Origin of the sequence: Streptomyces sp. cmx-4-9 (assembly GCF_046548835.1) — a bacterium.
GTDB lineage: Bacteria > Actinomycetota > Actinomycetes > Streptomycetales > Streptomycetaceae > Streptomyces.
This window is the reverse complement of sequence record NZ_JAEBEE010000013.1, coordinates 130,206-154,210: the sequence shown is the minus strand read 5'-3', so window position 1 is coordinate 154,210 and position 24,005 is coordinate 130,206. Positions and strand designations below refer to the sequence as shown.

Below are 24,005 nucleotides of genomic sequence, written 5' to 3'. Positions count from 1 at the left end.
CATAGTGTTTCGGTGGTCATAGCGTTAGGGAAACGCCCGGTTACATTCCGAACCCGGAAGCTAAGCCTTTCAGCGCCGATGGTACTGCAGGGGGGACCCTGTGGGAGAGTAGGACGCCGCCGAACAACTCGCCCTTTTAGCTCAGTCGGTAGAGCGTCTCCATGGTAAGGAGAAGGTCAACGGTTCGATTCCGTTAAAGGGCTCCACGAAAAAGGCCCCCGCCTCATGGCGGGGGCCTTTTTGCGTTTCCGGGTCGGTGCCGCGAGTTCGCTGTGGAGGTCCGCCAGGGGCGGGCGCAGTGAGGGCGGGCCGGAGGAAACCGGCCCGCCCTCTCCGCACACCGTGCAGGGGTTCAGTCGCCCTCGCGCTGGTGCGGTACGCGGAAGGCCAGGATGGCCATGTCATCCGAGGCCGGCTCCGCCGCGAAACGTTCCACCGCACGCAGCACCCGGGAGGCCACGGCGCCCGCCGTGAGGCCCGTACACGTGGTGAGGACCTCCGCCAGGCCGTCGTCGCCCAGCATGCGTGCGCCCTCCCGGCGCTCGGTCACGCCGTCGGTGACGCACAGGAGGACATCGCCCGGGTCCAGGGTGACGTTCTGCTCGTACAGGTCGAGGTCGTCGATCACGCCCAGCAGGGGCTGCGGGTCGGCGGCCGGGACGACCTCGCCGTTCGGGCGCAGCCGCAGGGGCAGCGGATGGCCGGCGCAGACCACCTTCATCAGTGCCGAGCCGTCGGGCTGCGGGTGCAGTTCTCCGTAGAGGAGGGTGAGGAAGCGGCTGCGGGCGCCCTCGTCGAGGATCGCGGCATTGAGCCGCTCCAGGACCGCGGGGCCGCCCAGGCCTTCCCGGGCGAGCAGGCGCAGCGCATGGCGGGCCAGGCCGGTGACGGCGGCGGCCTCGGGGCCCGTCCCGCACACGTCGCCGATGGCGAACCCGTACACGCCCTCGCGGATGGGGAAGACGTCGTAGAAGTCGCCGCCCACCTCGTTGCCCTCGCCGGCCGCGCGGTAGATGACCTCGACCTCCATGCCGGGGACCGCCGGCGAGCCGGGCGGAAGCAGACTGCGCTGGAGGGAGCGGCTGATGGCCGTGCGCTCCGAGTAGAGCCGGGCGTTGTCCAGGGCGAGGGCGGCTCGCCGGGACAGGTCCTCGGCGAGCTCCAGGATCTCCTGGCGGAAGTGCTCCTCGCTGGGCTTGCCCAGGGTCAGCAGGCCGATCACGCGGTTGCGGGCCAGGAGCGGCAGGACCACCGTCTCCCCGCCGACCGCCAGCGCCGCCTCCGGCCAGGGGCGGGCCCCCGCCTCGCGGACGGACTCGGGCGGACTGACTCGGGAGAGCAGGGCCTTGAGGCCGTCGATGCGCTCCTCGTCCTCGTGCAGGACGAAGGAGAGGAACGGGTCCGAGGCCGGGTCGGCGATCGTGTAGACGGCGCACCAGGTGGCGAGCGTCGGCACGGTCATCTGGGCCATGAGCGCCAGGGTCTGGTCCCGGTCGAGGGTGCCGGCCAGCAGGTCGGAGGCCTCGACGAGGAAGGAGAGGGAGCCGCGGCGCAGGCGTTCCAACTCGCCCAGGCGCGCGGACTCCACGGCCAGGGCGATGCGGTCCGCGGCGAACTGGAGGCGCAGGGCCTCCTCGTTGGAGTAGCGGCCGGCGACCTCCGCGGCGACGCCCAGGGAGCCCGTGAGCCGGCCCTCCACCTTGAGGGGGACGGTGACCGCCGAGCGCATGCCGGTGGCCTCCAGCAGCGGGACGGCGCCCGGCACGGCGGACAGGTCGTCGTGGACGGCCGGCATCCGCGCGGAGCCGTACCGATTGGTGCCCGCTTCGACCGGGACGCGGGCGAAGCGCTGCCGGGTGGAGGGCAGGCCGGTCGTGGCACGGACCTCCAGCTCGGTCTCGTCGTCGGTGGCCAGCAGCAGGAAGGCGGAGTCGGCGTCGAGGAGGTCGCGGGCGCGTTCCACGGTGCGCTGCAGGAGGCCGTCGAGGTCGTCGGGGGCGGGAGAGCCGATGAAGACTTCGAAGGGGTCCGGCCGGGGTTCCGTGAGCTGCCCGCTGTCGGAGACGGGGACCCGTACGGGGGTCTGCAGCAGGGCGCGCTCGTCGTCGTGGACGAGTAGGCAGACGATGGACGGTTCGCCGTGGGCATCGCGGACCCGCAGGTGGGAGGCGTACACGGGGATCACGCGGCCGTCGGCGCCGCGGATGCCATAGCTGCCCTCCCAGCGGGACAGCCGCAGGGCCTCCGCGATGCCGGTGCCCGTGCCCGGGGTCTGCGGCCAGGCGGCGAGCTCGGCGAGCGGGCGGCCCACGGCCTTCTCGGCCGGGTAGCCGAAGATGTGCTCGGCGTCGTCGTTCCACGCGGAGACCGCGTCCGAGGCGTCGACCTGGAGGACCGCGACGCGGACCCGGCTCTCCGCGAGGGGGAGCAGCCGGTCGGGGACCAGCGGGCCCGCGGAGCGGGTACCGACCGGCCGGTCCGGCAGGTCGAGGCGGAACCACACGTGCTTGTGGGTGGCGGTGTACTCGACGCCCCAGCGGGTGGCGAGGGCGGCGCAGAGCATCAGCCCGCGGCCGTTCTCGCGGTCGGGGTCGGCGTACGGGCGCTCACCGGGGTGCTGGAGGGGGAGTTCGCGCTCCGGGTACCGGTCGGCGACCTCGACGCGGATGCCGTCCTCGGCGCGCAGGCACAGGACCTCGGCGCGGGTTCCGGCGTGCACCACGGCGTTGGTGACGAGCTCGCTCGTCAGGACCACGGCGTCGTCGACGATGTCCGCGAAGCCCCAGCCCTGCAGGGTGTCGCGGACGAAAGCGCGCGCGGCGGCGACCGAGCGCCCCAAGGGGTCGAACGTGGCAGCCGCCCGTGCCGTGATCACGAGTCTCCTTCGACGCGGTTGGACATCGGGTGCCAGGTTACTTACCTTCGCGGTCGGCATGGTGCCGTCGTCGGGGATTCCACCCGCAGGGTACGGCGGGTGTGCGATGGTGCCGAAGTGTTATGGCCGGGTTCGGCCAGGGTGAAACACTGGGCAGGCTTGGAGAACCGGCTCGCGAGGAGCCCGGTGTCCGGTGGAACAGCGGTCGACCCTTTCGGGAGGGACACGGTGGAGTCTGGCGCAGCGGTGCGGCGTACGGGTACGCGGCCGAAGGGCGGTCGGTCCCGGCGGAACGGGACGACGGAGGTCGACACCGCCGCTCTGAACCGGCTGCTCACGGCCCTGGTGTCGATGCGGGACGGGAACTTCCGCAAGCGGCTGACGGTGTCGGGCGAAGGCGTGATGGCGGAGATCGCCGCCGTCTACAACGAGGTCGCCGACCGGAATCTGCACCTGACCGGGGAACTGTCCCGGGTCCGGCGGATGGTGGGCCGTGAGGGCAAGCTGAGCGAACGGCTGGAAACAGGCGCCTGCGAGGGCTCCTGGGCGGCGGCGATCGATGCCTCGAACCACCTGGTGGACGACCTGGCCCGGCCGGTGTCCGAGGTGGGCCGGGTGCTGTCGGCGGTCGCCGAGGGCGACCTGGACCAGCGGATGGACCTGCGGACGCAGACCGCCGACGGGGCGGGGCACCCGCTGCGCGGGGAGTTCCTCAAGGTCGGGCGTACGGTCAACAACCTCGTCGACCAGCTGTCCGCGTTCACCGACGAGGTGACGCGTGTGGCGTTGGAGGTGGGCACCGAGGGCAAGCTCGGGGGACAGGCCCAGGTGCGCGGGATGTCGGGGTCCTGGAAGGACCTGACGGACTCCGTCAACACGATGGCGTACCGGCTCACCGCCCAGGTGCGTGACATCGCCCTGGTCACGACGGCCGTGGCGAAGGGTGATCTTTCTCGCAAGGTCACCGTGCACGTGGCCGGCGAGATGCTCCAGCTGAAGAACACCGTCAACACGATGGTGGACCAGCTGTCCTCCTTCTCCTCCGAGGTGACCCGCGTCGCCCGCGAGGTGGGGACGGAGGGCGAGCTGGGCGGCCAGGCGAAGGTGCCCGGGGTCGCGGGGGTGTGGAAGGACCTGACGGACTCGGTCAACACGATGGCCGGGAACCTGACGGCGCAGGTGCGCGGGATCGCGCAGGTGACGACGGCGGTCGCGAACGGCGACCTGTCGCAGAAGGTCCGGGTGAGCGCGCGCGGCGAGGTGGCGCAGCTGGCCGAAACGATCAACCAGATGACCGAGACCCTGAGGACCTTCGCGGACGAGGTCACGCGCGTGGCCAGCGAGGTCGGGGCCAAGGGGACACTCGGCGGTCAGGCGCAGGTGCCGGGCGCCGCGGGGACGTGGAAGGACCTCACCGATTCGGTGAACACGGTCTTCCGCAACCTCACCACGCAGGTGCGGGACATCGCGACGGTGACGACGGCGGTGGCCAACGGTGACCTGTCGCAGAAGGTCACCGTCGATGTGGCCGGCGAGATGCTGGAGCTGAAGAACACCGTCAACACGATGGTGGACCAGCTCCAGTCCTTCGGTGCGGAAGTGACCCGCGTGGCCCGTGAGGTCGGCGTCGAGGGTGAACTGGGCGGTCAGGCGCAGGTGCCGGGTGCGGCGGGGACGTGGAAGGACCTCACCGACTCGGTGAACACCGCCTTCCGCAACCTCACCGGCCAGGTGCGCAACATCGCGCAGGTGACGACGGCGGTGGCCAACGGAGACCTGTCGCAGAAGGTGACCGTCGACGTCTCCGGCGAGATGCTCCAGCTGAAGAACACCGTCAACACGATGGTGGACCAGCTGTCCTCGTTCGCCGACCAGGTCACGCGGATGGCCCGGGACGTGGGCACGGAGGGCCGCCTCGGCGGGCAGGCCCGGGTGGAGGGGGTGTCGGGGACCTGGAAGGAGCTCACCGACTCCGTCAACTTCATGGCCGGGAACCTGACCTCGCAGGTGCGCCAGATCGCGCAGGTGACGACGGCGGTGGCGCGGGGCGACCTGTCGCAGAAGATCGACGTGGACGCCCGGGGCGAGATCCTGGAGCTGAAGAACACCATCAACACGATGGTCGACCAGCTCTCGGCCTTCGCCGAGCAGGTGACCCGGGTCGCCCGGGACGTGGGCACCGAGGGCCGTCTCGGCGGTCAGGCGCAGGTGCCCGGAGTGGCCGGCGTGTGGCGGGACCTGACGGATTCGGTGAACGGCATGGCCGGGAACCTGACCTCGCAGGTGCGCAACATCGCACAGGTCGCGACGGCGGTGGCGCGCGGTGACCTGTCGCAGAAGATCGACGTGGACGCCCGGGGCGAGATCCTGGAGCTGAAGAACACCCTGAACACGATGGTCGACCAGCTCTCGAACTTCGCGGAGCAGGTGACCCGGGTGGCCCGGGAGGTGGGCACCGAGGGCATCCTCGGCGGCCAGGCCGAGGTGAAGGGCGTCTCCGGCACCTGGAAGGACCTCACCCAGTCCGTCAACTTCATGGCCAACAACCTGACCTCGCAGGTGCGCAACATCGCCGAGGTGACCACGGCCGTCGCCATGGGCGACCTGTCCAAGAAGATCACGGTCGACGCCAAGGGCGAGATCCTCGAACTGGTCACCACGGTCAACACGATGGTCGACCAGCTGTCCTCGTTCGCGGAGCAGGTGACCCGGGTGGCCCGCGAGGTGGGTACCGAGGGCATCCTCGGCGGTCAGGCCCGGGTGCGCGGGGTGACCGGCATCTGGAAGGACCTCAGCGACAACGTCAACACCATGGCCGGGAACCTGACGGCCCAGGTGCGCGGGATCGCGCAGGTCTCGGCGGCGGTGGCCAACGGCGACCTGACGAAGAAGGTCACCGTCGAGGCGCGCGGCGAGGTCGCCCAGCTCGCCGACACCGTCAACACGATGGTGAACACGCTGTCCTCCTTCGCCGACGAGGTCACGCGGGTGGCCCGCGAGGTGGGTACGGAGGGCCGCCTCGGGGGCCAGGCGCACGTGCCGGGTGTCTCCGGTACGTGGAAGGACCTCACCGACTCGGTGAACTTCATGGCCTCCAACCTGACCGGTCAGGTGCGGCAGATCGCCATGGTCACGACCGCCATCGCCAAGGGCGACATGACCAAGAAGATCGACATCGACGCGCGGGGCGAGATCCTGGAGCTGAAGACCACCATCAACACGATGGTGGACCAGCTGTCGTCCTTCGCCGACCAGGTGACCCGGGTGGCCCGCGAGGTGGGCACGGAGGGCATCCTGGGCGGCCAGGCCCGGGTCCGGGACGTCGACGGCACGTGGCGGGACCTGACGGAGTCCGTGAACGAGATGGCCGGGAACCTCACCCGGCAGGTCCGCGCGATCGCGGCCGTGGCGACCGCGGTGACCCGCGGCGACCTGAGCCTGAAGGTCGACGTGGACGCGGCGGGCGAGATCCAGGTCCTCCAGGACAACATCAACACGATGATCGTCAACCTCCGCGACACCACCTTGGCCAACAAGGAGCAGGACTGGCTCAAGGGCAACCTGGCGCGGATCTCGGCCCTGATGCAGGGGCGCCGGGAACTCGACGACGTGGCCAAGCTGATCATGAGCGAGCTCACGCCGGTGGTCTCGGCGCAGCACGGCGCCTTCTTCCTGGCGCTGCCGACCGGCGGCAGCACCGAGATCGGTACCGACGGAGGCGCGGACGGCTCGTACGAGCTGCGGATGCGCGGGAGTTACGCGTACGCCGGCGGCCAGATGCCCACGTCGTTCCGGCCGGGGGAGGGGCTGATCGGGACGGTCGCCGAGGAGAAGCGGACGATCCTCGTCGAGAACACCCCGCCCGGCTACCTGCGGATCTCCTCGGGTCTCGGGGAGGCGCCGCCGGCGCACGTGATCGTGCTGCCGGTGCTCTTCGAGGGGAAGGTGCTGGGCGTCATCGAGCTGGCCTCCTTCACTCCCTTCACGCAGATCCAGAAGGACTTCCTCAGCCAGATCGCCGAGATGATCGGCACGAGCGTCAACACCATCAGCGTCAACTCCAAGACGGAGGTGCTGCTGAAGCAGTCGCAGGAGATGACCGAGCAGCTGCGCGAGCGCTCCGACGAACTGGAGAACCGGCAGAAGGCCCTTCAGGCGGCCAATGCCGAACTGGAGGAGAAGGCCGAGCTGCTGGCCCGGCAGAACCGGGACATCGAGGTGAAGAACACCGAGATCGAGGAGGCCCGGCAGGTCCTGGAGGAGCGCGCCGAGCAGCTCGCGGTGTCGATGCGGTACAAGTCGGAGTTCCTGGCGAACATGTCGCACGAGCTGCGGACGCCGCTCAACTCGCTGCTGATCCTGGCCAAGCTGCTCGCCGACAACGCGGACGAGAACCTGTCGCCGAAGCAGGTGGAGTTCGCCGAGACCATCCACGGCGCGGGTTCGGACCTGCTCCAGCTGATCAACGACATCCTGGACCTGTCGAAGGTCGAGGCGGGCAAGATGGACGTCTCGCCGACGCGGATCGCGCTGGTCCAGCTCGTCGACTACGTGGAGGCCACCTTCCGGCCGCTGACGGCGGAGAAGGGCCTGGACTTCTCGGTCCGGGTCTCGCCCGAGCTGCCCGCGACCCTGCACACCGACGAGCAGCGGCTGCTCCAGGTGCTGCGCAACCTGCTGTCGAACGCGGTGAAGTTCACCGACACCGGGGCGGTGGAGCTGGTGATCCGGCCTGCCGGACCGGACGTGCCGCAGGCGATCCGCGAGCAGTTGCTGGAGGCGGGGTCGCTGCGGGAGCCCGACGCCGACCTGATCGCCTTCTCGGTGACCGACACCGGGATCGGCATCGCCGCGAGCAAGATGCTGGTGATCTTCGAGGCGTTCAAGCAGGCGGACGGTACGACGAGCCGCAAGTACGGCGGTACGGGGCTGGGCCTGTCCATCAGCCGGGAGATCGCCCGGCTCCTGGGCGGTGAGGTCCATGCGGCCAGTGAGCCCGGCCGGGGGTCCACCTTCACGCTGTACCTGCCCCTGCACCCCAGCGAGCTGCCGCCGCAGGGCTACGCGCCGCCCACGCCGGGCGGCGCCCGCGGGGAGCTGTACCGCAGCAGGCCCGCCGACCAGGGGCGGCCCGCACTGTCGGCGCCCGCGGCGCCCGCGCAGGGCCAGCCGGGCCGGGCCGCGCTGCCGTCCGCCGCGGGGCCGGCACCGGAGCCGGCCGGGCAGGGGCAGGGCGGTGCGGGGTTGTTCCGCCGCCGGCGCAAGGCCCTGAGCGACCTGGAGCCGCGTACGGCGGTGCCGGGGCAGCCGAACGTGCAGGGGGCCCAGGACGCCTGGAGCAACCCGGAGGAGGAGCTTCCGTCGGCGCCGCGGACCTACGACTTCCACGGTGAGAAGGTGCTCATCGTGGACGACGACGTCCGCAACGTCTTCGCGCTGACCAGCGTGCTGGAGCAGCACGGACTGGCCGTGCTGTACGCGGAGAACGGGCGCGAGGGCATCGAGGTCCTGGAGCAGCACGACGATGTGACGGTCGTACTGATGGACATCATGATGCCCGAGATGGACGGGTACGCGACGACCTCGGCGATCCGGCGGATGCCGCAGTTCGCGGGGCTGCCGATCATCGCGCTGACGGCCAAGGCGATGAAGGGGGACCGGGAGAAGGCCATCGACTCCGGGGCCTCCGACTACGTCACCAAGCCCGTCGACCCGGACTACCTGCTGTCGGTGATGGAGCAGTGGATGCGCGGGAAGTGATCGCTGTGACGGCGTACTGACACCCGTCGCTGACGCAGGGTGGTGCAGGCGTCACGGGAGAGCGGGCGGCAGGGAACCTTCCGCTCTCCCGCCACGTTTGTGTTTCGTGCACAGTGACATCCTGGTGACAGGGTGTGGCGATCTCGGGACTGGGGCTACGATGACCGGCACAAGGACGGACGGCGCAAGGATGCCGTCCTCTGGGGCGGGGCCCGGCGTACAGGCCGGAGCCAGGAGCCGGGGAGCCCCCATGCCGGGGCGAGGAGGAGGCATGGTGCAGAAGGCCAAGATCCTCCTGGTCGACGACCGGCCGGAGAATCTGCTGGCGCTGGAGGCCATCCTCTCCGCGCTCGATCAGACACTGGTCCGGGCGTCGTCAGGGGAGGAAGCGCTCAAGGCGCTGCTGACGGACGATTTCGCGGTCATCCTGCTGGATGTGCAGATGCCGGGAATGGACGGGTTCGAGACTGCCGCGCACATCAAGCGGCGGGAGCGGACCCGGGACATCCCGATCATCTTCCTCACCGCGATCAACCACGGTCCGCACCACACGTTCCGCGGGTACGCCGCGGGCGCGGTGGACTACATCTCGAAGCCCTTCGACCCGTGGGTGCTGCGGGCCAAGGTGTCGGTGTTCGTGGAGCTGTACACGAAGAACTGCCAACTGCGCGAGCAGGCGGCCCTGCTGCGGCTTCAGCTCGAAGGCGGCAGCCCGAACGGCGCTTCGGACGGCAGCAAGGAGACGGCCGGACTGCTGGCCGAGCTCTCCGCGCGGCTCGCGGCGGTCGAGGAGCAGGCCGAGGCGCTGACCAAGCAGCTCGGCGAGGAGTCGGCCGATGCCGGGGTGGTGGCCACCGCCGCCCACCTGGAGCGCAAGCTCACCGGCCTGCGGCGGGCGCTCGACGCGCTGGAGCCCGGTGCGGGCGGGGGCGCGCCCATGCTGCCCGCCCAGGGCTGAGCGCCGCCGCCCCGTCCGCCCGCGAAGCAGGCCCCGCCGTACGGGGCCTGCGGGCGTGTCAGGTCTGGCGGTGCGTCAGCGCACCCGGGGAGACGGCGACACGAACGGGTGAAGGGGTGGGCACGCGTGTCCACCGGCGTGCGCACCGGTAACCTCGCCCCCATGGCCTCACGTACGTCCGGCAAGGGTTCCCCGAGCAGTGCGGGCACCGCGAAGGGCCGCACCGGCCGTACGGCGGCGCCGGCGAAGAAGGGCGCGCCCGCGCGCAGGCCCCCGGCCAAGAAGGCCGCGGCCGCCAGGCGCGCCCCGGTCAGGAAGGTCGCGGCCAAGCCCGCGCCCTCGCCGGCCAACGGGGTGGTGCGGCTCGTGCGCGCCCTCTGGCTGGGCTGCGCCCACGCGGTGGGCGCGGTCTTCCGCGGGGTCGGCCAGGGCGCCAGGAACCTCGACCCCGCCCACCGCAAGGACGGCGTGGCCCTGCTGCTGCTCGCCCTCGCGCTGATCGTCGCCGCCGGAACCTGGTCGAACCTCAGCGGCCCGGTCGGGGACCTGGTCACGATGCTGGTCACGGGTGCCTTCGGGCGCCTGGACCTGCTCGTCCCGGTCCTGCTCGGCGTCATGGCGGCACGTTTCATCCGCCACCCCGAGGAGACCGACGCCAACGGCCGCATCGGCGTCGGGCTGTCCGCGCTCGTCATCGGGGTCCTGGGCCTGGTCCACATCGCCTGCGGGGCGCCCGGCCGCGACGAGGGCACCACCGCGATGCAGGATGCGGGCGGGCTCATCGGGTGGGGCGCCTCCAAGCCGCTGATCTTCACGATGGGCGCGCCGCTGGCCGTGCCCATGCTGGTGCTGCTCACCGTCTTCGGGCTCCTCGTGGTCACCGCGACCCCGGTCAACGCGATCCCGCAGCGGCTGCGCCGGCTCGGGATCCGGCTGGGGATCATCGCGCCGAATGAGTACGACGAGGAGTACGGGGACTTCGAGGGCGCCCCCGTGGGCGCCGAGCGGCACGACCCCGAGCAGTGGCGGGCCCGCGGCGGCGCCCAGGACCCGGCCGACGAGGCCGAGGAGGCCGCGCTCGCCCGGCGGCGCAAGCCGCGCCGGGCCGCGGCCCGGCCGGCCGGGGACCGGCGGATGGACGCCGTCGACGTGGCCGCGGCGGCCGCGGCCGCACTGGACGGCGCGGTGTACGGGGGGCTGCCGCCCTCCCCGCTGGTCGCCGACCTGACCCACGGCATCGCCCCCGCGGAGGGCGCCGGGGCCACCGCCCCGGTGCCGCCGGCCCGCGGGGGGCGCCCCGTACCGGCCGGCGCGCCGGGGGACCGGGCCGGGGTCGGCGCCGCGGACAGCGCCGACCCTGCCGGTACGGCGGACACCGAGCTGCTCGCCGATGCGCCGGCCGTCCGGGCCGCTCAGCCGCACGCGACGACCGCCGCGGCTTCCGGGACCCTGTCGGTGCCGGACCTGACGAAGAGCCCGCCGGAGCCGCAGGCGCTGCCGGCCCGCGCCGAGCAGCTCCAGCTGCGCGGGGACATCACGTACGCGCTGCCCTCGCTCGACCTGCTGGAGCGCGGCGGTCCCGGCAAGACCCGCAGCGCCGCCAACGACGCGGTCGTCGCCTCGCTGAGCAATGTCTTCGCCGAGTTCAAGGTGGACGCGTCCGTCACCGGCTTCACCCGGGGCCCGACGGTCACCCGCTACGAGGTCGAACTCGGCCCGGCGGTGAAGGTCGAGAAGATCACGGCGCTGGCGAAGAACATCGCCTATGCCGTGGCCTCGCCGGACGTGCGGATCATCAGCCCCATCCCGGGCAAGTCCGCGGTCGGCATCGAGATCCCCAACACGGACCGCGAGATGGTCAACCTGGGCGACGTGCTGCGCCTGGCGGACGCCGCCGAGGACGACCACCCGATGCTGGTCGCGCTCGGCAAGGACGTCGAGGGCGGCTACGTCATGGCCAACCTGGCCAAGATGCCGCACGTGCTGGTGGCCGGCGCCACCGGGTCCGGCAAGTCCTCGTGCATCAACTGCCTGATCACCTCCGTCATGGTCCGGGCCACCCCGGAGGACGTGCGGATGGTGCTGGTCGACCCCAAGCGGGTCGAGCTGACCGCGTACGAGGGCATCCCGCACCTGATCACGCCGATCATCACCAACCCCAAGCGGGCCGCCGAGGCGCTCCAGTGGGTGGTGCGCGAGATGGACCTGCGCTACGACGACCTCGCGGCCTTCGGATTCCGGCACATCGACGACTTCAACCAGGCCATCCGGGACGGCAAGATCACACTGCCGCCGGGCAGCGAGCGCGAGCTGAGCCCGTACCCGTACCTGCTGGTGATCGTGGACGAGCTGGCCGACCTGATGATGGTGGCCCCGCGCGACGTCGAGGACTCGATCGTCCGCATCACCCAGCTGGCCCGGGCCGCCGGCATCCACCTGGTGCTCGCGACGCAGCGGCCGTCGGTGGACGTGGTCACCGGTCTGATCAAGGCGAACGTGCCCTCGCGGCTGGCCTTCGCGACCTCCTCGCTCGCCGACAGCCGGGTCATCCTGGACCAGCCGGGCGCCGAGAAGCTCATCGGCAAGGGCGACGGGCTGTTCCTGCCGATGGGGGCCAACAAGCCGGTCCGCCTCCAGGGGGCCTTCGTCACCGAGGACGAGATCGCCGGGATCGTCCAGCACTGCAAGGACCAGATGGCTCCCGTCTTCCGGGACGACGTGACCGTCGGGCAGAAGCAGAAGAAGGAGATCGACGAGGACATCGGCGACGACCTCGACCTGCTGTGCCAGGCGGCGGAGCTGGTGGTGACCACCCAGTTCGGCTCCACCTCGATGCTCCAGCGCAAGCTCCGCGTGGGCTTCGCCAAGGCGGGGCGGCTCATGGACCTGATGGAGTCGCGGAACATCGTGGGGCCCAGCGAGGGGTCCAAGGCGCGGGACGTGCTGCTGAAGGCCGACGAGCTGGACGGGGTGCTCGCCGTCATCCGGGGAGAGGCCCAGGCGTAGCCCGCGGGGTGCGCGCCCCTCGCCGGGGCGTGCGCACGGCTGTGGAGGGGGCATGCGGAGGGGCCCGGGGCCGGCTCGGGCGGGGGCCCCGGGGAGGGGTCCCGGTTCACGCGATGAGGCGAGCAACCGTTTCCTCCGGGCGCGCGTCCAGTTGAGCAGGGCGGCGGTTCGGACCCGGTGGCGACCACCGCAACGGGCCGGAACACCCCTCGCCATTCGGATGGCGTAGGAAGTCCTCCCTCCGGTTGCTCCACCCTTTCGTCACCCCCCTAGACTGGACCTCCAGCAGGTGGCTACACGCTCGAAAGGCGCCCTCGTGTCCATCGGCAACTCCAACTCCCCCGAAGAAGAGCGGCCTTCGACCGACGACCGGTCCGAGGACCGCCTCGTCGAACGTCCCGTCGAAGGACCGTCCATCGGGACGGCCCTCAAGAAGGCCCGGATCGCCGCCGGGCTCACCGTCGACGAGGTCAGTTCCACCACCCGCGTGCGCATCCCGATCGTGCACGCGATCGAAGAGGACGACTTCACACGCTGCGGCGGCGACGTCTACGCCCGCGGCCACATCCGTACGCTCGCCCGCGCCGTGCACCTCGATCCGGAATCCCTGGTCGAGGCGTACGACGCGGCCCACGGCGGCCGGCCGGCACCCACCCCCGCCGCGCCGATGTTCGATGCCGAGCGCATCCGCCCCGAGAGGCAGCGGCCCAACTGGACCGCCGCCATGGTCGCCGCCATCGTCGCCGTGATCGGCTTCGTGGGCTTCACCGCCTTCGGCGGTGGCGACAGCCAGGGCAAGCGACCGGTGGCGGAAGGTTCCGCCTCCCCGAAGCCGGCACCCAAGCAGTCCGGCGGCAACCCGCCGGCCCAGACCCCCCAGAGCCCGCAGGCGCCCAAGCCCGAGCCCTCGGACAGCGCCATCGCCGCCGCGCCCAAGGACCTCGTCACGGTCGTCCTGACGGCCGACACCGGAGAGAGCTGGATCTCCGCGAAGGACCACAACGGCCGGCTGCTCTTCGACGGAACCCTCAGCCAGGGCGAGTCCAAGACCTTCACGGACAAGGAGTCCGTCGACCTCGTGCTCGGCGACGCCGGCGCCGTGAAGCTGTTCGTGAACGGCAAGGAGATCAAGGAAGACTTCCAGCCGGGTCAGGTGGAACGTCTCACCTACACCAGGGCAGACCCCCTGGCCGGCGAGCCCCAGGCCGGCTGAAGGGACCCGCCCCAGGGCGGAAGGCTTGAATCCGGATCCCCGGGTGCTGCGCGGTAGCCGCCGCAGCGCCCGGGGATCCGGCCGTGGGGGGACGGGCGGCAGGGGCCCGCGCCGGGACGAAGTAGTCTTGAGTCCATGCCCGAACGCCGTACCGTCGCCCTTGTCACTCTTGGCTGCGCCCGTAACGAGGTGGACTCGGAGGAGCTCGCAGGCCGCTTGGCGGCGGATGGCTGGGAGCTCGTCCAGGACGCCGCCGATGCGGACGTGGCCGTCGTCAACACCTGCGGCTTCGTCGAAGCCGCGAAGAAGGACTCCGTAGACGCCCTGCTCGAAGCCAACGACCTCAAGGACCACGGCAAGACCCAGGCCGTCGTCGCCGTCGGCTGTATGGCCGAGCGCTACGGCAAGGAACTCGCCGAAGCGCTCCCCGAGGCCGACGGCGTGCTCGGCTTCGACGACTACGCCGACATCTCCGACCGCCTGCAGACCATCCTGAACGGCGGCATCCACGCCTCCCACACCCCGCGCGACCGGCGCAAGCTGCTGCCGATCAGCCCGGCGGAGCGCCAGGACGCCGAGGTGGCCCTGCCCGGGCACGCGCAGGAGCCCGAGCCCGCGCCGGCCGACCTGCCCGAGGGCCTCGCCCCCGCCTCCGGACCGCGGGCGCCGCTGCGCCGCCGCCTGGACAAGAGCCCCGTCGCCTCCGTGAAGCTGGCCTCCGGCTGCGACCGGCGCTGCTCCTTCTGCGCCATCCCGTCCTTCCGCGGCTCCTTCATCTCCCGCCGCCCCGCCGACGTGCTGACAGAGACCCGCTGGCTCGCCGAGCAGGGTGTCAAGGAGGTCATGCTGGTCTCCGAGAACAACACCTCGTACGGCAAGGACCTCGGCGACATCCGGCTGCTGGAGACGCTGCTGCCCGAGCTCGCCGCCGTGGACGGCATCGAGCGGGTCCGCGTCAGCTACCTGCAGCCCGCCGAAATGCGGCCCGGGCTGATCGACGTCCTCACCTCGACGCCCAAGGTCGTGCCGTACTTCGACCTGTCCTTCCAGCACTCGGCGCCCGACGTGCTGCGCTCCATGCGCCGCTTCGGTGACACGGACCGGTTCCTGGAGCTGCTGGACACCATCCGGAGCAAGGCCCCGCAGGCCGGCGTGCGCTCGAACTTCATCGTCGGCTTCCCCGGCGAGAAGGAGTCCGACTTCGCGGAGCTGGAGCGTTTCCTCACCCACGCGCGGCTCGACGCCATCGGCGTCTTCGGCTACTCCGACGAGGACGGCACCGAAGCCGTCACCTACGAGGGCAAGCTGGACGAGGACACCATCGCCGAGCGGCTCGCGCACATGCAGCGGCTCGCCGAGGAGCTCACCTCCCAGCGCGCGGAGGAGCGGATCGGGGAGACCCTGGAGGTACTCGTCGAGACCGTGGAAGCGGTGGACGAGGACGGCGAGGGCGCCTTCGGGCGCGCCGCCCACCAGGCCCCCGAAACGGACGGCCAGGTGGTCTTCACGGACAGCGCGGGCCTGGTCCCGGGGCGCATCGTCACGGCGAAGGTGGTCGGCACCCTCGGTGTGGACCTGGTGGCGGAGCCCCTGGGCGCGGATCTTGAGGAGGCGGCCGGATGACCGGAGTCCCGGCATCTGCGGCGGGCGGGACCGGCCGCCGGCCCGCGCCCGGCGCGAAGCTGGGAGCCGCGGCGGTCGATCAGGCCAGCCTGTGGAACATCGCCAACATCCTGACGATGATCCGCCTCGTCCTGGTGCCGGGATTCGTCTTCCTGCTGCTGGCCGAGGGCGGGTACGACCCCGCCTGGCGCGCGTGGGCCTGGGCGGCGTTCGCCGTCGCCATGATCACGGACATCTTCGACGGGCACCTGGCCCGGACGTACAACCTGGTCACCGACTTCGGCAAGATCGCCGACCCCATCGCCGACAAGGCGATCATGGGCTCGGCGCTGATCTGCCTCTCCTGGCTCGGCGAACTGCCGTGGTGGGTGACCGGGGTGATCCTGGGACGGGAGCTCGGGATCACGCTGCTCCGCTTCTGGGTCATCCGCTACGGGGTGATTCCGGCCAGCAGGGGCGGCAAGCTCAAGACCCTCGTCCAGGGTACGGCGGTGGGCATGTACGTGCTGGCACTGACCGGAGCGCTCGCCACGATGCGCTTCTGGGTGATGGCCCTCGCCGTCGTGCTGACCGTCGTCACCGGTTTGGACTACATCCGCCAGGCCGTGGTGCTGCGCCGGGCGGGACGGGCCGCGGAGCGGGCCGCGCGGTGACGGATACCGCCGGGGACGCCCGGGCGGCCGCCGGGACGGCCGCCGCCGCAGGAGCCGGGGAACTCGCCCGTGAGGTCCTGCGGCTGCTCGCGGAGCGTGACGAGACACTGGCGGTCGCCGAATCGCTGACCGGCGGGATGGTGGCCGCCGAGATCACGGCGGTCCCCGGCGCGTCGCGGTCCTTCCGCGGCTCGGTCACCGCCTACGCCACGGAGCTCAAGCACCGGGTCCTCGGCGTGGACGCGGAGCTGCTGGCCGCCGAGGGCGCGGTGAACGCCCAGGTCGCCGAGGAGATGGCGAGCGGTGTGCGCAGCGTGATGGGCGCCTCCTGGGGGGCGGCGACCACGGGAGTGGCCGGACCCGAGCCCCAGGACGGCCGGCCGGTGGGCACCGTCTACATCGCCGCGGCGGGCCCGGTGGGCAGGAAATCGGCCCGGCTGTGGTTGAACGGCTCCCGTACGGAAATTCGTAGGGAGAGCGCACGCACCGTGCTCGAACTTCTCTCAAGCCAACTCCGTGAGAATGCGCGGGGGCAGGATACGGAACAACACGGGGGGATTTGATGTTTGCAGCCCTGAGTGAACACGACATCGCTCCCCGCACGGCCGCGGCGCGAGGCGGTACGGTGGGGCGTGAAGGATGCGGCTACACGGTCAGAGGAGGGAGCCACCGATGATTCTGCTCCGTCGCCTGCTGGGTGACGTGCTGCGTCGGCAGCGCCAGCGCCAGGGCCGTACTCTGCGCGAAGTCTCCTCGTCGGCCCGAGTCTCGCTCGGCTATCTCTCCGAGGTTGAGCGGGGGCAGAAGGAGGCGTCCTCCGAACTGCTCTCCGCGATCTGCGACGCGTTGGACGTACGGATGTCCGAGCTGATGCGCGAAGTCAGCGACGAACTGTCGCTGGCCGAGCTGGCACAGTCGGCCGCGGCAAGCGAACCGGTGAGTGCGCCGGTCCGCCCGATGCTCAATTCGGTCTCCATGACTTCGGTCGCGGGACCGGAGCGGGTGACCATCAAGGCGCCTGCGGAAGCGGTGAATGTCGTAGCCGCGTGAGCGTGCACGTGAGCGTATGAGTGTGGCCGGAGCCCCGGCCGGTGCCTTGCGCACCGGCCGGGGCTCCGTGCTGTTCTGGGTGCGCGTTCGGGGGTGGTACGGGAGGATGGGCGGGTCGGGTCCCGGCCCCTGGGAGGTAGCCGTGCGGCGGTTACTCATACCTGTTGCCCTGGCCGCGGGCGCGCTGTGGTGGTGGGCTCTGCTGCGGCTGGTCTTCGAGCCCGCCGACTCAGGGGCCGTGGAGGGCGCCGTCGCCTTCGGCGGCTGGGGGCTGGGCCTGCTGCCGGTGCACTGCGTGCCCGGGCCCGTGCGCCGGGCCCGCCGGCGGGCCGCGGAACCCACCGGGACGGCTGGTGGGACCGGCCCGGAGGATCCGGGCGGCCTGGAGGATCCGGGCGGCCCGCGGGAGCCGGGGGCTACCAGGGCATCGACACTCCACCGTTCGGGCGAAGGATCTGCCCCGTCATGAAGGACGAGGCGTCCGACGCCAGGTAGAGCACCGCCCGGGCGATGTCCTCGGGCTCACCGACCCGCCGCAGCGGGGACAGGCGCACCATCGCCGCCTCGGTCCGGTCCTGGACCTCGGCTCCGTGGCGGCCGGTCATCGGCGTACGGATCCAGCCCGGCGCCACGGCGTTGACGCGGATGCCGTGCGGTCCGACCTCGGTGGCGAGGGTCTTGGTGAGCTGCACCACGGCGGCCTTGGCGGCGCTGTAGCAGAGCAGGCCCGCCTGGGCGGCGTCCACGGCGCCGGAGGCCATGGTGACGATCGAGCCGGGACGGCCCGCGGCGATCAGGGAACGGGCGGCTTCCTGGCAGGTGCGCAGGACCCCCTTGAAGTTGATGTCCAGGACCCGGTCGAGGTCCTCGTCGGTCGTCTCCAGCACCGCGCTGTTGTGCATGATCCCGGCTATGGCGGCGGTGATGTCGAGCGGGCCGGCGGCGGCCACGGCGGCCCGCAGCGCGGCGCGGTCGGTGACGTCGAGGGGGTGGACGACGGCGGCGCCGCCGGCCTCGGCGACCAGGGCGGCCGTCTCCTCCAGGCCCGCCTCGTCACGGTCGGCGCAGTGCACGGCAGCGCCCGCACCGGCGAGGAGCACGGCGGTGGCGCGGCCGATGCCGCTGGCGGCGCCGGTGATCAGGGCGGTCCGGCCGGTGAGGTCGTACGGGGTGGTGGGTGTGGGCATGCCGGGACCGTACGGCCGGATCTGACGGGGCGTCAACCAGCGGGCGGGGGCCGTCGCGATGACCTGCTGCGACCCTGAGGGGTCCAGCGGGACGCGGCGCTAGCCCACCGGGCCGAGCTGGCACTGGGGGCACCAGTACGTGGGGCGGTCGTCCTGCGGGGCCTCGCGGACGGGGGTGCCGCAGCGCAGGCAGGGGCGGCGGGCCCGGCCGTAGACGAAGAGGTCATGGCCGGGGCGGAGGCTGCCGGTCGTGTTGCGGCGGCCCCCGGAGCGCTTGGACTGCTCGCCGACGTTGGCCGCGAGGACCCGCTGCGCGGCCGAGGCCAGGCGGGACAGGGTGTCCACGGGCAGTGTGCCGACCGGGGTCCAGGGGGTCACCTGGGCCATGAAGCAGAGCTCGGACTTGTAGACGTTCCCGATCCCGGCGAGGTTGCGCTGGTCGAGCAGGGCCTCGCCGAGCGGCCGCGCAGGGGCGGCGAGCAGGTTGGCGGTGGCCCGGCCGGGGTCCCAGTCGGGCCCGAGGAGGTCGGGGCCCAGGTGGCCCACCGCGCGGTCCTCCTCGGCGGTGCGCAGCAGCTCCAGTACGGGCAGGCGGTAGCCGACGGCGGTGTGCTCCGCGGTGCCGAGGACGGCGCGGATCTCGTACGCGGGGCCGCCGCGCCAGGTCGCTCCCGCGGGGAAGACGTTCCAGGCGCCGTCCATGCGGAGGTGGCTGTGGAGGGTGAGGCCGCCCTCGAACCGGGCGAGGAGGTGCTTGCCGCGCGGCACGACTTCGAGCGTGGTGCGGCCGGTGAGGTCGGCGGTCGCGAAGCGGGGGACGCGCAGGTCGCTGAGGATCAGTGGGTGGCCGGCCAGGGCCGCATGCAGTCGGGCCGCCGCTCGCCAGACGCTGTCTCCTTCGGGCATGCCCCCATTGTCGCCCGCCGGACCGCCGCGTCCGGGAGCACCCCCGCCGCGCCCGGCCCGCGGTCGGCAGCCGGGGCGGGGCGGGGCGTGGGCGCGCGGGCGCGGGCCGGTGTCAGGGCCGCAGGCGCAGGCCCCTGGGGGTGGCGTGGAAGCCCGCCGACTCCAGGGCGGGGCCCAGCGGGGAGGTCAGCGCCGCGGTGGTGTTGACGCGCTCCACCGTGAGGGCCGGGAGGGTGCCTGCGCGGGAGGCGGCGGTCAGGGCCTCGACGGCCGCTCCCAGACGGGGGTCCTCCGCCGCGGGCCACGCCAGCAGGGTCTTGCCGCCCCGCTCCAGGTAGAGGGTCAGCTCCCCGTCCACCAGGACCACCAGCGAGCCCGCCTTCCGGCCGGGCTTGTGGGTGGCCCCCTCCGGCGGCTCCGGCCAGGGCAGGGCCGCGCCGTAGGCGTTCGCCGGATCCGCGGCGGCCAGTACCACCGCGGCCAGCGGGGGCGGGGTCCGCTCGGCGGCCCGCAGCCGGTCCACGGCCCCGTCCATCGCGAACTGCGCCGCACCGAGCCCCTCGACCACGTACCCCCGCCGGGCCTGACCGCTGTCCTCGAAGGCCGACAGGATCCGGTAGACGGCGCTGAAGCCGCCTTCGACGCCCTCCGCCGCGACCGCGCCCCGCGTGACCACCCCGTGCCGGTCCAGCAGGGTGCGGGCCAGGGCGTGGGCCCGGTGGGTGGGGTCGGGGGCCAGGGCGGGCAGCAGGGACCACCGGCCCGCGACCGTCGGCGGTCCGGTACGGGACACGGTCGCGCTCAGGGTGCCGTACCGGCCGCGGGGGACGGTGCGCCGGGCCCGGTGCGCGGTCGCCCCCGCGGTGCGGCCCGAGCCGAGCAGGGAGCGCAGCGGCGCCAGGGTGTCGTTCGTCAGGCGGCCCGACCACGCCAGGTCCCACAGCGCCGAGGTCAGGTCCAGGTCGCCGGCCTCCGGGTGCCGGGCGCGGACCGACTCGGTGATCTGGCGGAAGAACAGGCCGTAACCGCCCGCGAGGGCGTCCAGCACCGCCTGGTGCAGCGGGCTCAGCTCCAGCGGGTGCGGCGGGGGCCGCAGGAGGGGGGCGGCGTCCGCCAGGTACAGCGAGACCCAGCCGTCCTTGCCCGGCAGGGCTCCTGCGCCCGCCCACACCACCTCGCCCGTCGTCGTCAGCTCGTCCAGCAGGGCGGGCGTGTACGCGTTCACCCGGGACGGCAGGACCAGGCGCTCCAGGGCGGAGGCCGGCACTGCGGCGCCCTGGAGCTGCTCCACCGCCCGGGCCAGGCCGTCGATCCCGCGCAGGGCCCCGCCCAGGTGCTGCCACTGGGGCAGGAACGTGGCCAGCGAGGCCGGCGGCACCGGCTCCAGCTCCTGCCGGAGCGCGGCCAGGGAGCGGCGGCGGAGCCTGCGCAGCACGGCCGCGTCGCACCACTCCTGGCCGATGCCCGCCGGATGGAACTCGCCCTGGACCACCCGGCCGGCGGCCGCCAGCCGGTGCAGGGCCCCTTCGGTGACCGCCGCACCCAGGCCGAAGCGGGCCGCGGCGGCGGCCGTGGTGAACGGCCCGTGGGTGCGGGCGTACCGGGCCAGGAGGTCGCCGAGCGGGTCCTTGACCGGTTCGGTGAAAGCCTCAGGGACGCCGACCGGCAGGGCCGTGCCCAGGGCGTCCCGCAGCCGGCCCGCGTCCTCGACGGCCGCCCAGTGGTCCGCGGCGGCGATCCGTACCCGGACGGCGCGCCGGGCCGCGCCCAGCTCCGGCGCCCAGGAGGCGTCCGCTCCGCGGGAGGCCAGCTCGGCGTCGGTGAGGGGGCCCAGCAGGCGCAGCAGGTCGGCCACCGACTCGGGGTCCTTGGCCCGCCGCTCCTCGGTGAGCCACTGCAGCTCCCGTTCCAGCTCCTCCAGCACCTCGGCGTCGAGCAGCTCGCGCAGCTCCGCCTGGCCGAGCAGCTCGGCCAGCAGCCGGGAGTCCAGTGAGAGCGCGGCCGCCCTGCGCTCGGCGAGGGGCGAGTCGCCCTCGTAGAGGAACTGGGCGACGTACCCGAACAGCAGCGACCGGGCGAAGGGCGAGGGCTCCGGGGTGGTGACCTCGACCAGCCGGACGCGGCGGGCCTCGATGTCGCCCATGAGCTCGGTGAGGCCGGGGACGTCGAAGACGTCCTGGAGGCATTCGCGGACGGCCTCCAGCACGATCGGGAAGGATCCGAACTCGGAGGCGACCTGGAGCAGTTGGGAGGCGCGCTGGCGCTGCTGCCACAACGGGGTGCGCTTGCCGGGGCTGCGGCGCGGCAGCAGCAGGGCGCGCGCCGCGCACTCGCGGAAGCGGGAGGCGAACAGGGCCGAGCCGCCGACCTGGTCGGTGACGATCTGCTGGACGTCGCCCCGGTCGAAGACCACGTCGGAGGCGCCCAGCGGGGCCTGTTCGTCGTCGAACCCGAAGGCCGCGGGCTGCGCCGGGTCGTGGTCGAGCAGGTCCATGGACATCAGGTCGGCGTCCGGCAGACGCAGCACGATCCCGTCGTCGGCATGCATGACCTGGGCGTCCATGCCGTACTTCTCGGCCAGCCGGGCCCCGAGGGCCAGCGCCCAGGGGGCGTGCACCTGCGCACCGAAGGGGGAGTGGACGACGACCCGCCAGTCGCCCAGCTCGTCGCGGAAGCGCTCCACGAGGATGGTCCGGTCGTCCGGGACGTGGCCGCAGGCCTCGCGCTGCTCGGTGAGGTACGCCTGGACGTTCTCGGCGGCCCAGGCGTCGAGGCCGGCCGCCCGCAACCGCAGCCGGGCGTCCTGCGCGCTGAGGCCGCCCAGCTCGCGCAGGAACGCGCCGAGCGCACGGCCCAGTTCGAGCGGACGCCCCAGCTGGTCGCCCTTCCAGAACGGCAGCCTGCCGGGCACCCCGGGAGCCGGCGTGACCAGGACCCGGTCGCGGGTGATGTCCTCGATCCGCCAGGAGGTGGTGCCCAGGGTGAACACGTCGCCCACGCGGGACTCGTAGACCATCTCCTCGTCGAGCTCGCCGACCCGGCCGCCGCCCTTCTTCGGGTCGGAGCCGGCCAGGAACACCCCGAACAGCCCGCGGTCGGGGATGGTGCCGCCCGAGGTGACGGCGAGGCGCTGGGCGCCCGGGCGCCCGGTGACGGTGCCCGCCACCCGGTCCCACACCACGCGCGGCCGCAGCTCCGCGAAGGCGTCCGACGGGTAGCGGCCCGCCAGCATGTCCAGCACTGCGGTGAACGCCGACTCGGGCAGCGCCGCGAACGGGGCCGCCCGCCGCACCAGCGCGATCAGGTCGTCCACCTGCCAGGTGTCCATCGCGGTCATGGCGACGAGCTGCTGGGCGAGGACGTCCAGCGGGTTGGCGGGGATGCGCAGCGACTCGATGGACCCGGTCCGCATCCGCTCGGTGACCACGGCCGCCTGCACCAGGTCGCCTCGGTACTTGGGGAACACCACCCCGGTGGAGACCGCGCCGACCTGGTGCCCGGCGCGGCCCACCCGCTGGAGCCCGGAGGCCACCGACGGCGGGGACTCCACCTGCACCACCAGGTCCACGGCGCCCATGTCGATGCCCAGTTCGAGGCTGGAGGTGGCGACCACGGCGGGCAGCCGGCCCGCCTTGAGGTCCTCCTCCACCAGCGCCCGCTGCTCCTTGGACACCGAGCCGTGGTGCGCGCGGGCCAGCAGCGGCGGGGCGCCCTGGGCGGCGCCCGACTGTGCCATGACCTCGGCCGGCGGAGCGCCGTCCGGCATGGGCTCGCCCGTGGCGCGCTCGTACGCAATCTCGTTGAGCCGGTTGCACAGGCGCTCCGCGAGGCGCCGGGAGTTCGCGAAGACGATCGTCGAGCGGTGCGCCTGGACCAGGTCGACGATCCGCTCCTCGACATGCGGCCAGATCGAGGGCTTGTCCGCGCCCTCGCGGCCCTCGGAGGCGGGTGAGCCGCCCAACTCGCCCATGTCCTGCACCGGGACGACCACCGACAGGTCGAACTCCTTCGCCGAGGGCGGCTGGACGATCTCCACCTTGCCGCGCGGCGCGAGGTACCGGGCCACCTCGTCCACCGGGCGCACCGTCGCCGACAGGCCGATCCGGCGCGCGGGGCGCGGCAGCAGCTCGTCCAGCCGCTCCAGGGACAGCGCCAGATGCGCGCCGCGCTTGGTCCCGGCGACGGCGTGCACCTCGTCCAGGATCACCGTCTCGATGCCGGACAGGGCGTCGCGGGCCGCCGAGGTCAGCATCAGGAACAGCGACTCGGGCGTGGTGATCAGGATGTCCGGCGGCCGGAGGGCCAGCGCGCGGCGCTCCGCGGGCGGGGTGTCCCCGGAGCGGATCCCGACGCGGATCTCCGGCTCGGGCCGGCCGAGCCGGACGGACTCCTGCCGGATACCGGTCAGCGGGCTGCGCAGATTGCGCTCCACGTCCACCGCGAGGGCCTTCAGCGGGGACACGTACAGCACGCGGCAGCGCTTCTTCGGATCGGCGGGCGGCGGGGTGGAGGCCAGCTGGTCGAGGGCGGCGAGGAAGGCGGCCAGGGTCTTCCCGGATCCGGTGGGGGCCACGACCAGCACGTCCGCCCCCTCCCCGATGGCCCGCCAGGCCCCCTCCTGGGCGGCGGTGGGCAGAGCGAAGGCCCCCGTGAACCAGGAGCGGGTCGCCGGGGAGAACGAGTCGAGCGCGGAGCCGGGCATGCCCCCATCGTGCACCCCGGCTCTGACAACGGCCCGGACCTCGGCGGACACCGGTCCTGTCGGGGGGCGCAC

At 72.7% G+C, this 24,005-nt stretch carries 12 protein-coding genes, 1 tRNA gene and 1 rRNA gene; 10 read left to right on the top strand and 4 right to left on the bottom strand.

Annotated elements, in window-relative coordinates; genetic code table 11:
• The first annotated feature begins 8 nt into the window (after positions 1-8).
• Together rrf and ACLJTM_RS33155 are read left to right on the top strand one after the other, a co-directional pair.
• Positions 9-125 (top strand): 5S ribosomal RNA (gene rrf / locus ACLJTM_RS33160).
• Between the two features lie 5 nt (positions 126-130).
• Positions 131-206 (top strand) — tRNA-Thr (locus tag ACLJTM_RS33155).
• Positions 207-352: 146 nt separating this feature from the next.
• On the opposite strand, the gene ACLJTM_RS33150 is transcribed toward ACLJTM_RS33155, so the two are convergent.
• Positions 353-2,935 (bottom strand): SpoIIE family protein phosphatase, encoded by a 2,583-nt coding sequence (locus tag ACLJTM_RS33150; RefSeq protein ID WP_411107510.1) that lies wholly within the window; start codon positions 2,933-2,935, stop codon positions 353-355.
• Positions 2,936-3,103: 168 nt separating this feature from the next.
• On the opposite strand from ACLJTM_RS33150, the gene ACLJTM_RS33145 reads away from it, so the two are divergent.
• The 8 genes from ACLJTM_RS33145 (at position 3,104) to ACLJTM_RS33110 (ending at position 17,138) form a co-directional block, all read left to right on the top strand.
• Entirely contained in the window at positions 3,104-8,635 is a 5,532-nt protein-coding gene (locus ACLJTM_RS33145) for a HAMP domain-containing protein (RefSeq protein WP_411107509.1), read from the top strand.
• A 271-nt stretch (positions 8,636-8,906) separates the two neighbouring features.
• Positions 8,907-9,593 (top strand): two-component system response regulator, encoded by a 687-nt coding sequence (locus tag ACLJTM_RS33140; RefSeq protein WP_411107508.1) that lies wholly within the window; start codon positions 8,907-8,909, stop codon positions 9,591-9,593.
• A gap of 162 nt (positions 9,594-9,755) precedes the next feature.
• Entirely contained in the window at positions 9,756-12,599 is a 2,844-nt protein-coding gene (locus tag ACLJTM_RS33135) for a DNA translocase FtsK (protein WP_411107507.1), read from the top strand.
• 316 nt (positions 12,600-12,915) lie between these two features.
• On the top strand, positions 12,916-13,812 hold the full coding sequence (locus tag ACLJTM_RS33130; protein ID WP_411107520.1) for a helix-turn-helix domain-containing protein: 897 nt from the start codon (positions 12,916-12,918) through the stop codon (positions 13,810-13,812).
• A gap of 135 nt (positions 13,813-13,947) precedes the next feature.
• The gene (gene rimO, locus ACLJTM_RS33125; protein ID WP_411107506.1) at positions 13,948-15,435 is read left to right on the top strand and encodes a 30S ribosomal protein S12 methylthiotransferase RimO; all 1,488 of its coding nucleotides are present in this window, start codon (positions 13,948-13,950) and stop codon (positions 15,433-15,435) included.
• Positions 15,432-16,088, top strand: a complete 657-nt coding sequence (gene pgsA / locus ACLJTM_RS33120; RefSeq protein ID WP_411107505.1) for a CDP-diacylglycerol--glycerol-3-phosphate 3-phosphatidyltransferase — start codon at positions 15,432-15,434, stop codon at positions 16,086-16,088. The genes rimO and pgsA overlap by 4 nt, the downstream gene beginning before the upstream one ends.
• 77 nt (positions 16,089-16,165) lie before the next feature.
• Entirely contained in the window at positions 16,166-16,651 is a 486-nt protein-coding gene (locus tag ACLJTM_RS33115; RefSeq protein WP_411107519.1) for a CinA family protein, read from the top strand.
• 109 nt (positions 16,652-16,760) lie between these two features.
• A complete protein-coding gene (locus ACLJTM_RS33110; RefSeq protein WP_411107504.1) occupies positions 16,761-17,138 on the top strand; it encodes a helix-turn-helix domain-containing protein in 378 nt (125 codons plus the stop codon).
• Positions 17,139-17,554: 416 nt separating this feature from the next.
• Here ACLJTM_RS33110 and ACLJTM_RS33105 read toward each other — a convergent pair whose 3' ends face one another.
• The 3 genes from ACLJTM_RS33105 to ACLJTM_RS33095 form a co-directional block, all read right to left on the bottom strand.
• A complete protein-coding gene (locus tag ACLJTM_RS33105) occupies positions 17,555-18,325 on the bottom strand; it encodes an SDR family NAD(P)-dependent oxidoreductase (RefSeq protein ID WP_411107503.1) in 771 nt (256 codons plus the stop codon).
• A 99-nt stretch (positions 18,326-18,424) separates the two neighbouring features.
• A complete protein-coding gene (locus ACLJTM_RS33100) occupies positions 18,425-19,231 on the bottom strand; it encodes an Fpg/Nei family DNA glycosylase (RefSeq protein WP_411107502.1) in 807 nt (268 codons plus the stop codon).
• Positions 19,232-19,343: 112 nt separating this feature from the next.
• Complete coding sequence (locus ACLJTM_RS33095) at positions 19,344-23,933, bottom strand: ATP-dependent helicase (protein ID WP_411107500.1); 4,590 nt, start codon at positions 23,931-23,933, stop codon at positions 19,344-19,346.
• Positions 23,934-24,005: the final 72 nt, after the last annotated feature.

What these genes read in the sequence shown, in the direction of transcription:
- ACLJTM_RS33150 (WP_411107510.1), bottom strand. Translation starts at nt 2,935, where the DNA reads ATGCCGACCGCGAAGGTAAGTAACCTGGCACCCGATGTCCAACCGCGT.
- ACLJTM_RS33140 (WP_411107508.1), top strand. Translation starts at nt 8,907, where the DNA reads ATGGTGCAGAAGGCCAAGATCCTCCTGGTCGACGACCGGCCGGAGAAT.
- ACLJTM_RS33135 (WP_411107507.1), top strand. Translation starts at nt 9,756, where the DNA reads ATGGCCTCACGTACGTCCGGCAAGGGTTCCCCGAGCAGTGCGGGCACC.
- rimO (WP_411107506.1), top strand. Translation starts at nt 13,948, where the DNA reads ATGCCCGAACGCCGTACCGTCGCCCTTGTCACTCTTGGCTGCGCCCGT.
- pgsA (WP_411107505.1), top strand. Translation starts at nt 15,432, where the DNA reads ATGACCGGAGTCCCGGCATCTGCGGCGGGCGGGACCGGCCGCCGGCCC.
- ACLJTM_RS33110 (WP_411107504.1), top strand. Translation starts at nt 16,761, where the DNA reads ATGATTCTGCTCCGTCGCCTGCTGGGTGACGTGCTGCGTCGGCAGCGC.
- ACLJTM_RS33105 (WP_411107503.1), bottom strand. Translation starts at nt 18,325, where the DNA reads ATGCCCACACCCACCACCCCGTACGACCTCACCGGCCGGACCGCCCTG.
- ACLJTM_RS33100 (WP_411107502.1), bottom strand. Translation starts at nt 19,231, where the DNA reads ATGCCCGAAGGAGACAGCGTCTGGCGAGCGGCGGCCCGACTGCATGCG.
- ACLJTM_RS33095 (WP_411107500.1), bottom strand. Translation starts at nt 23,933, where the DNA reads ATGCCCGGCTCCGCGCTCGACTCGTTCTCCCCGGCGACCCGCTCCTGG.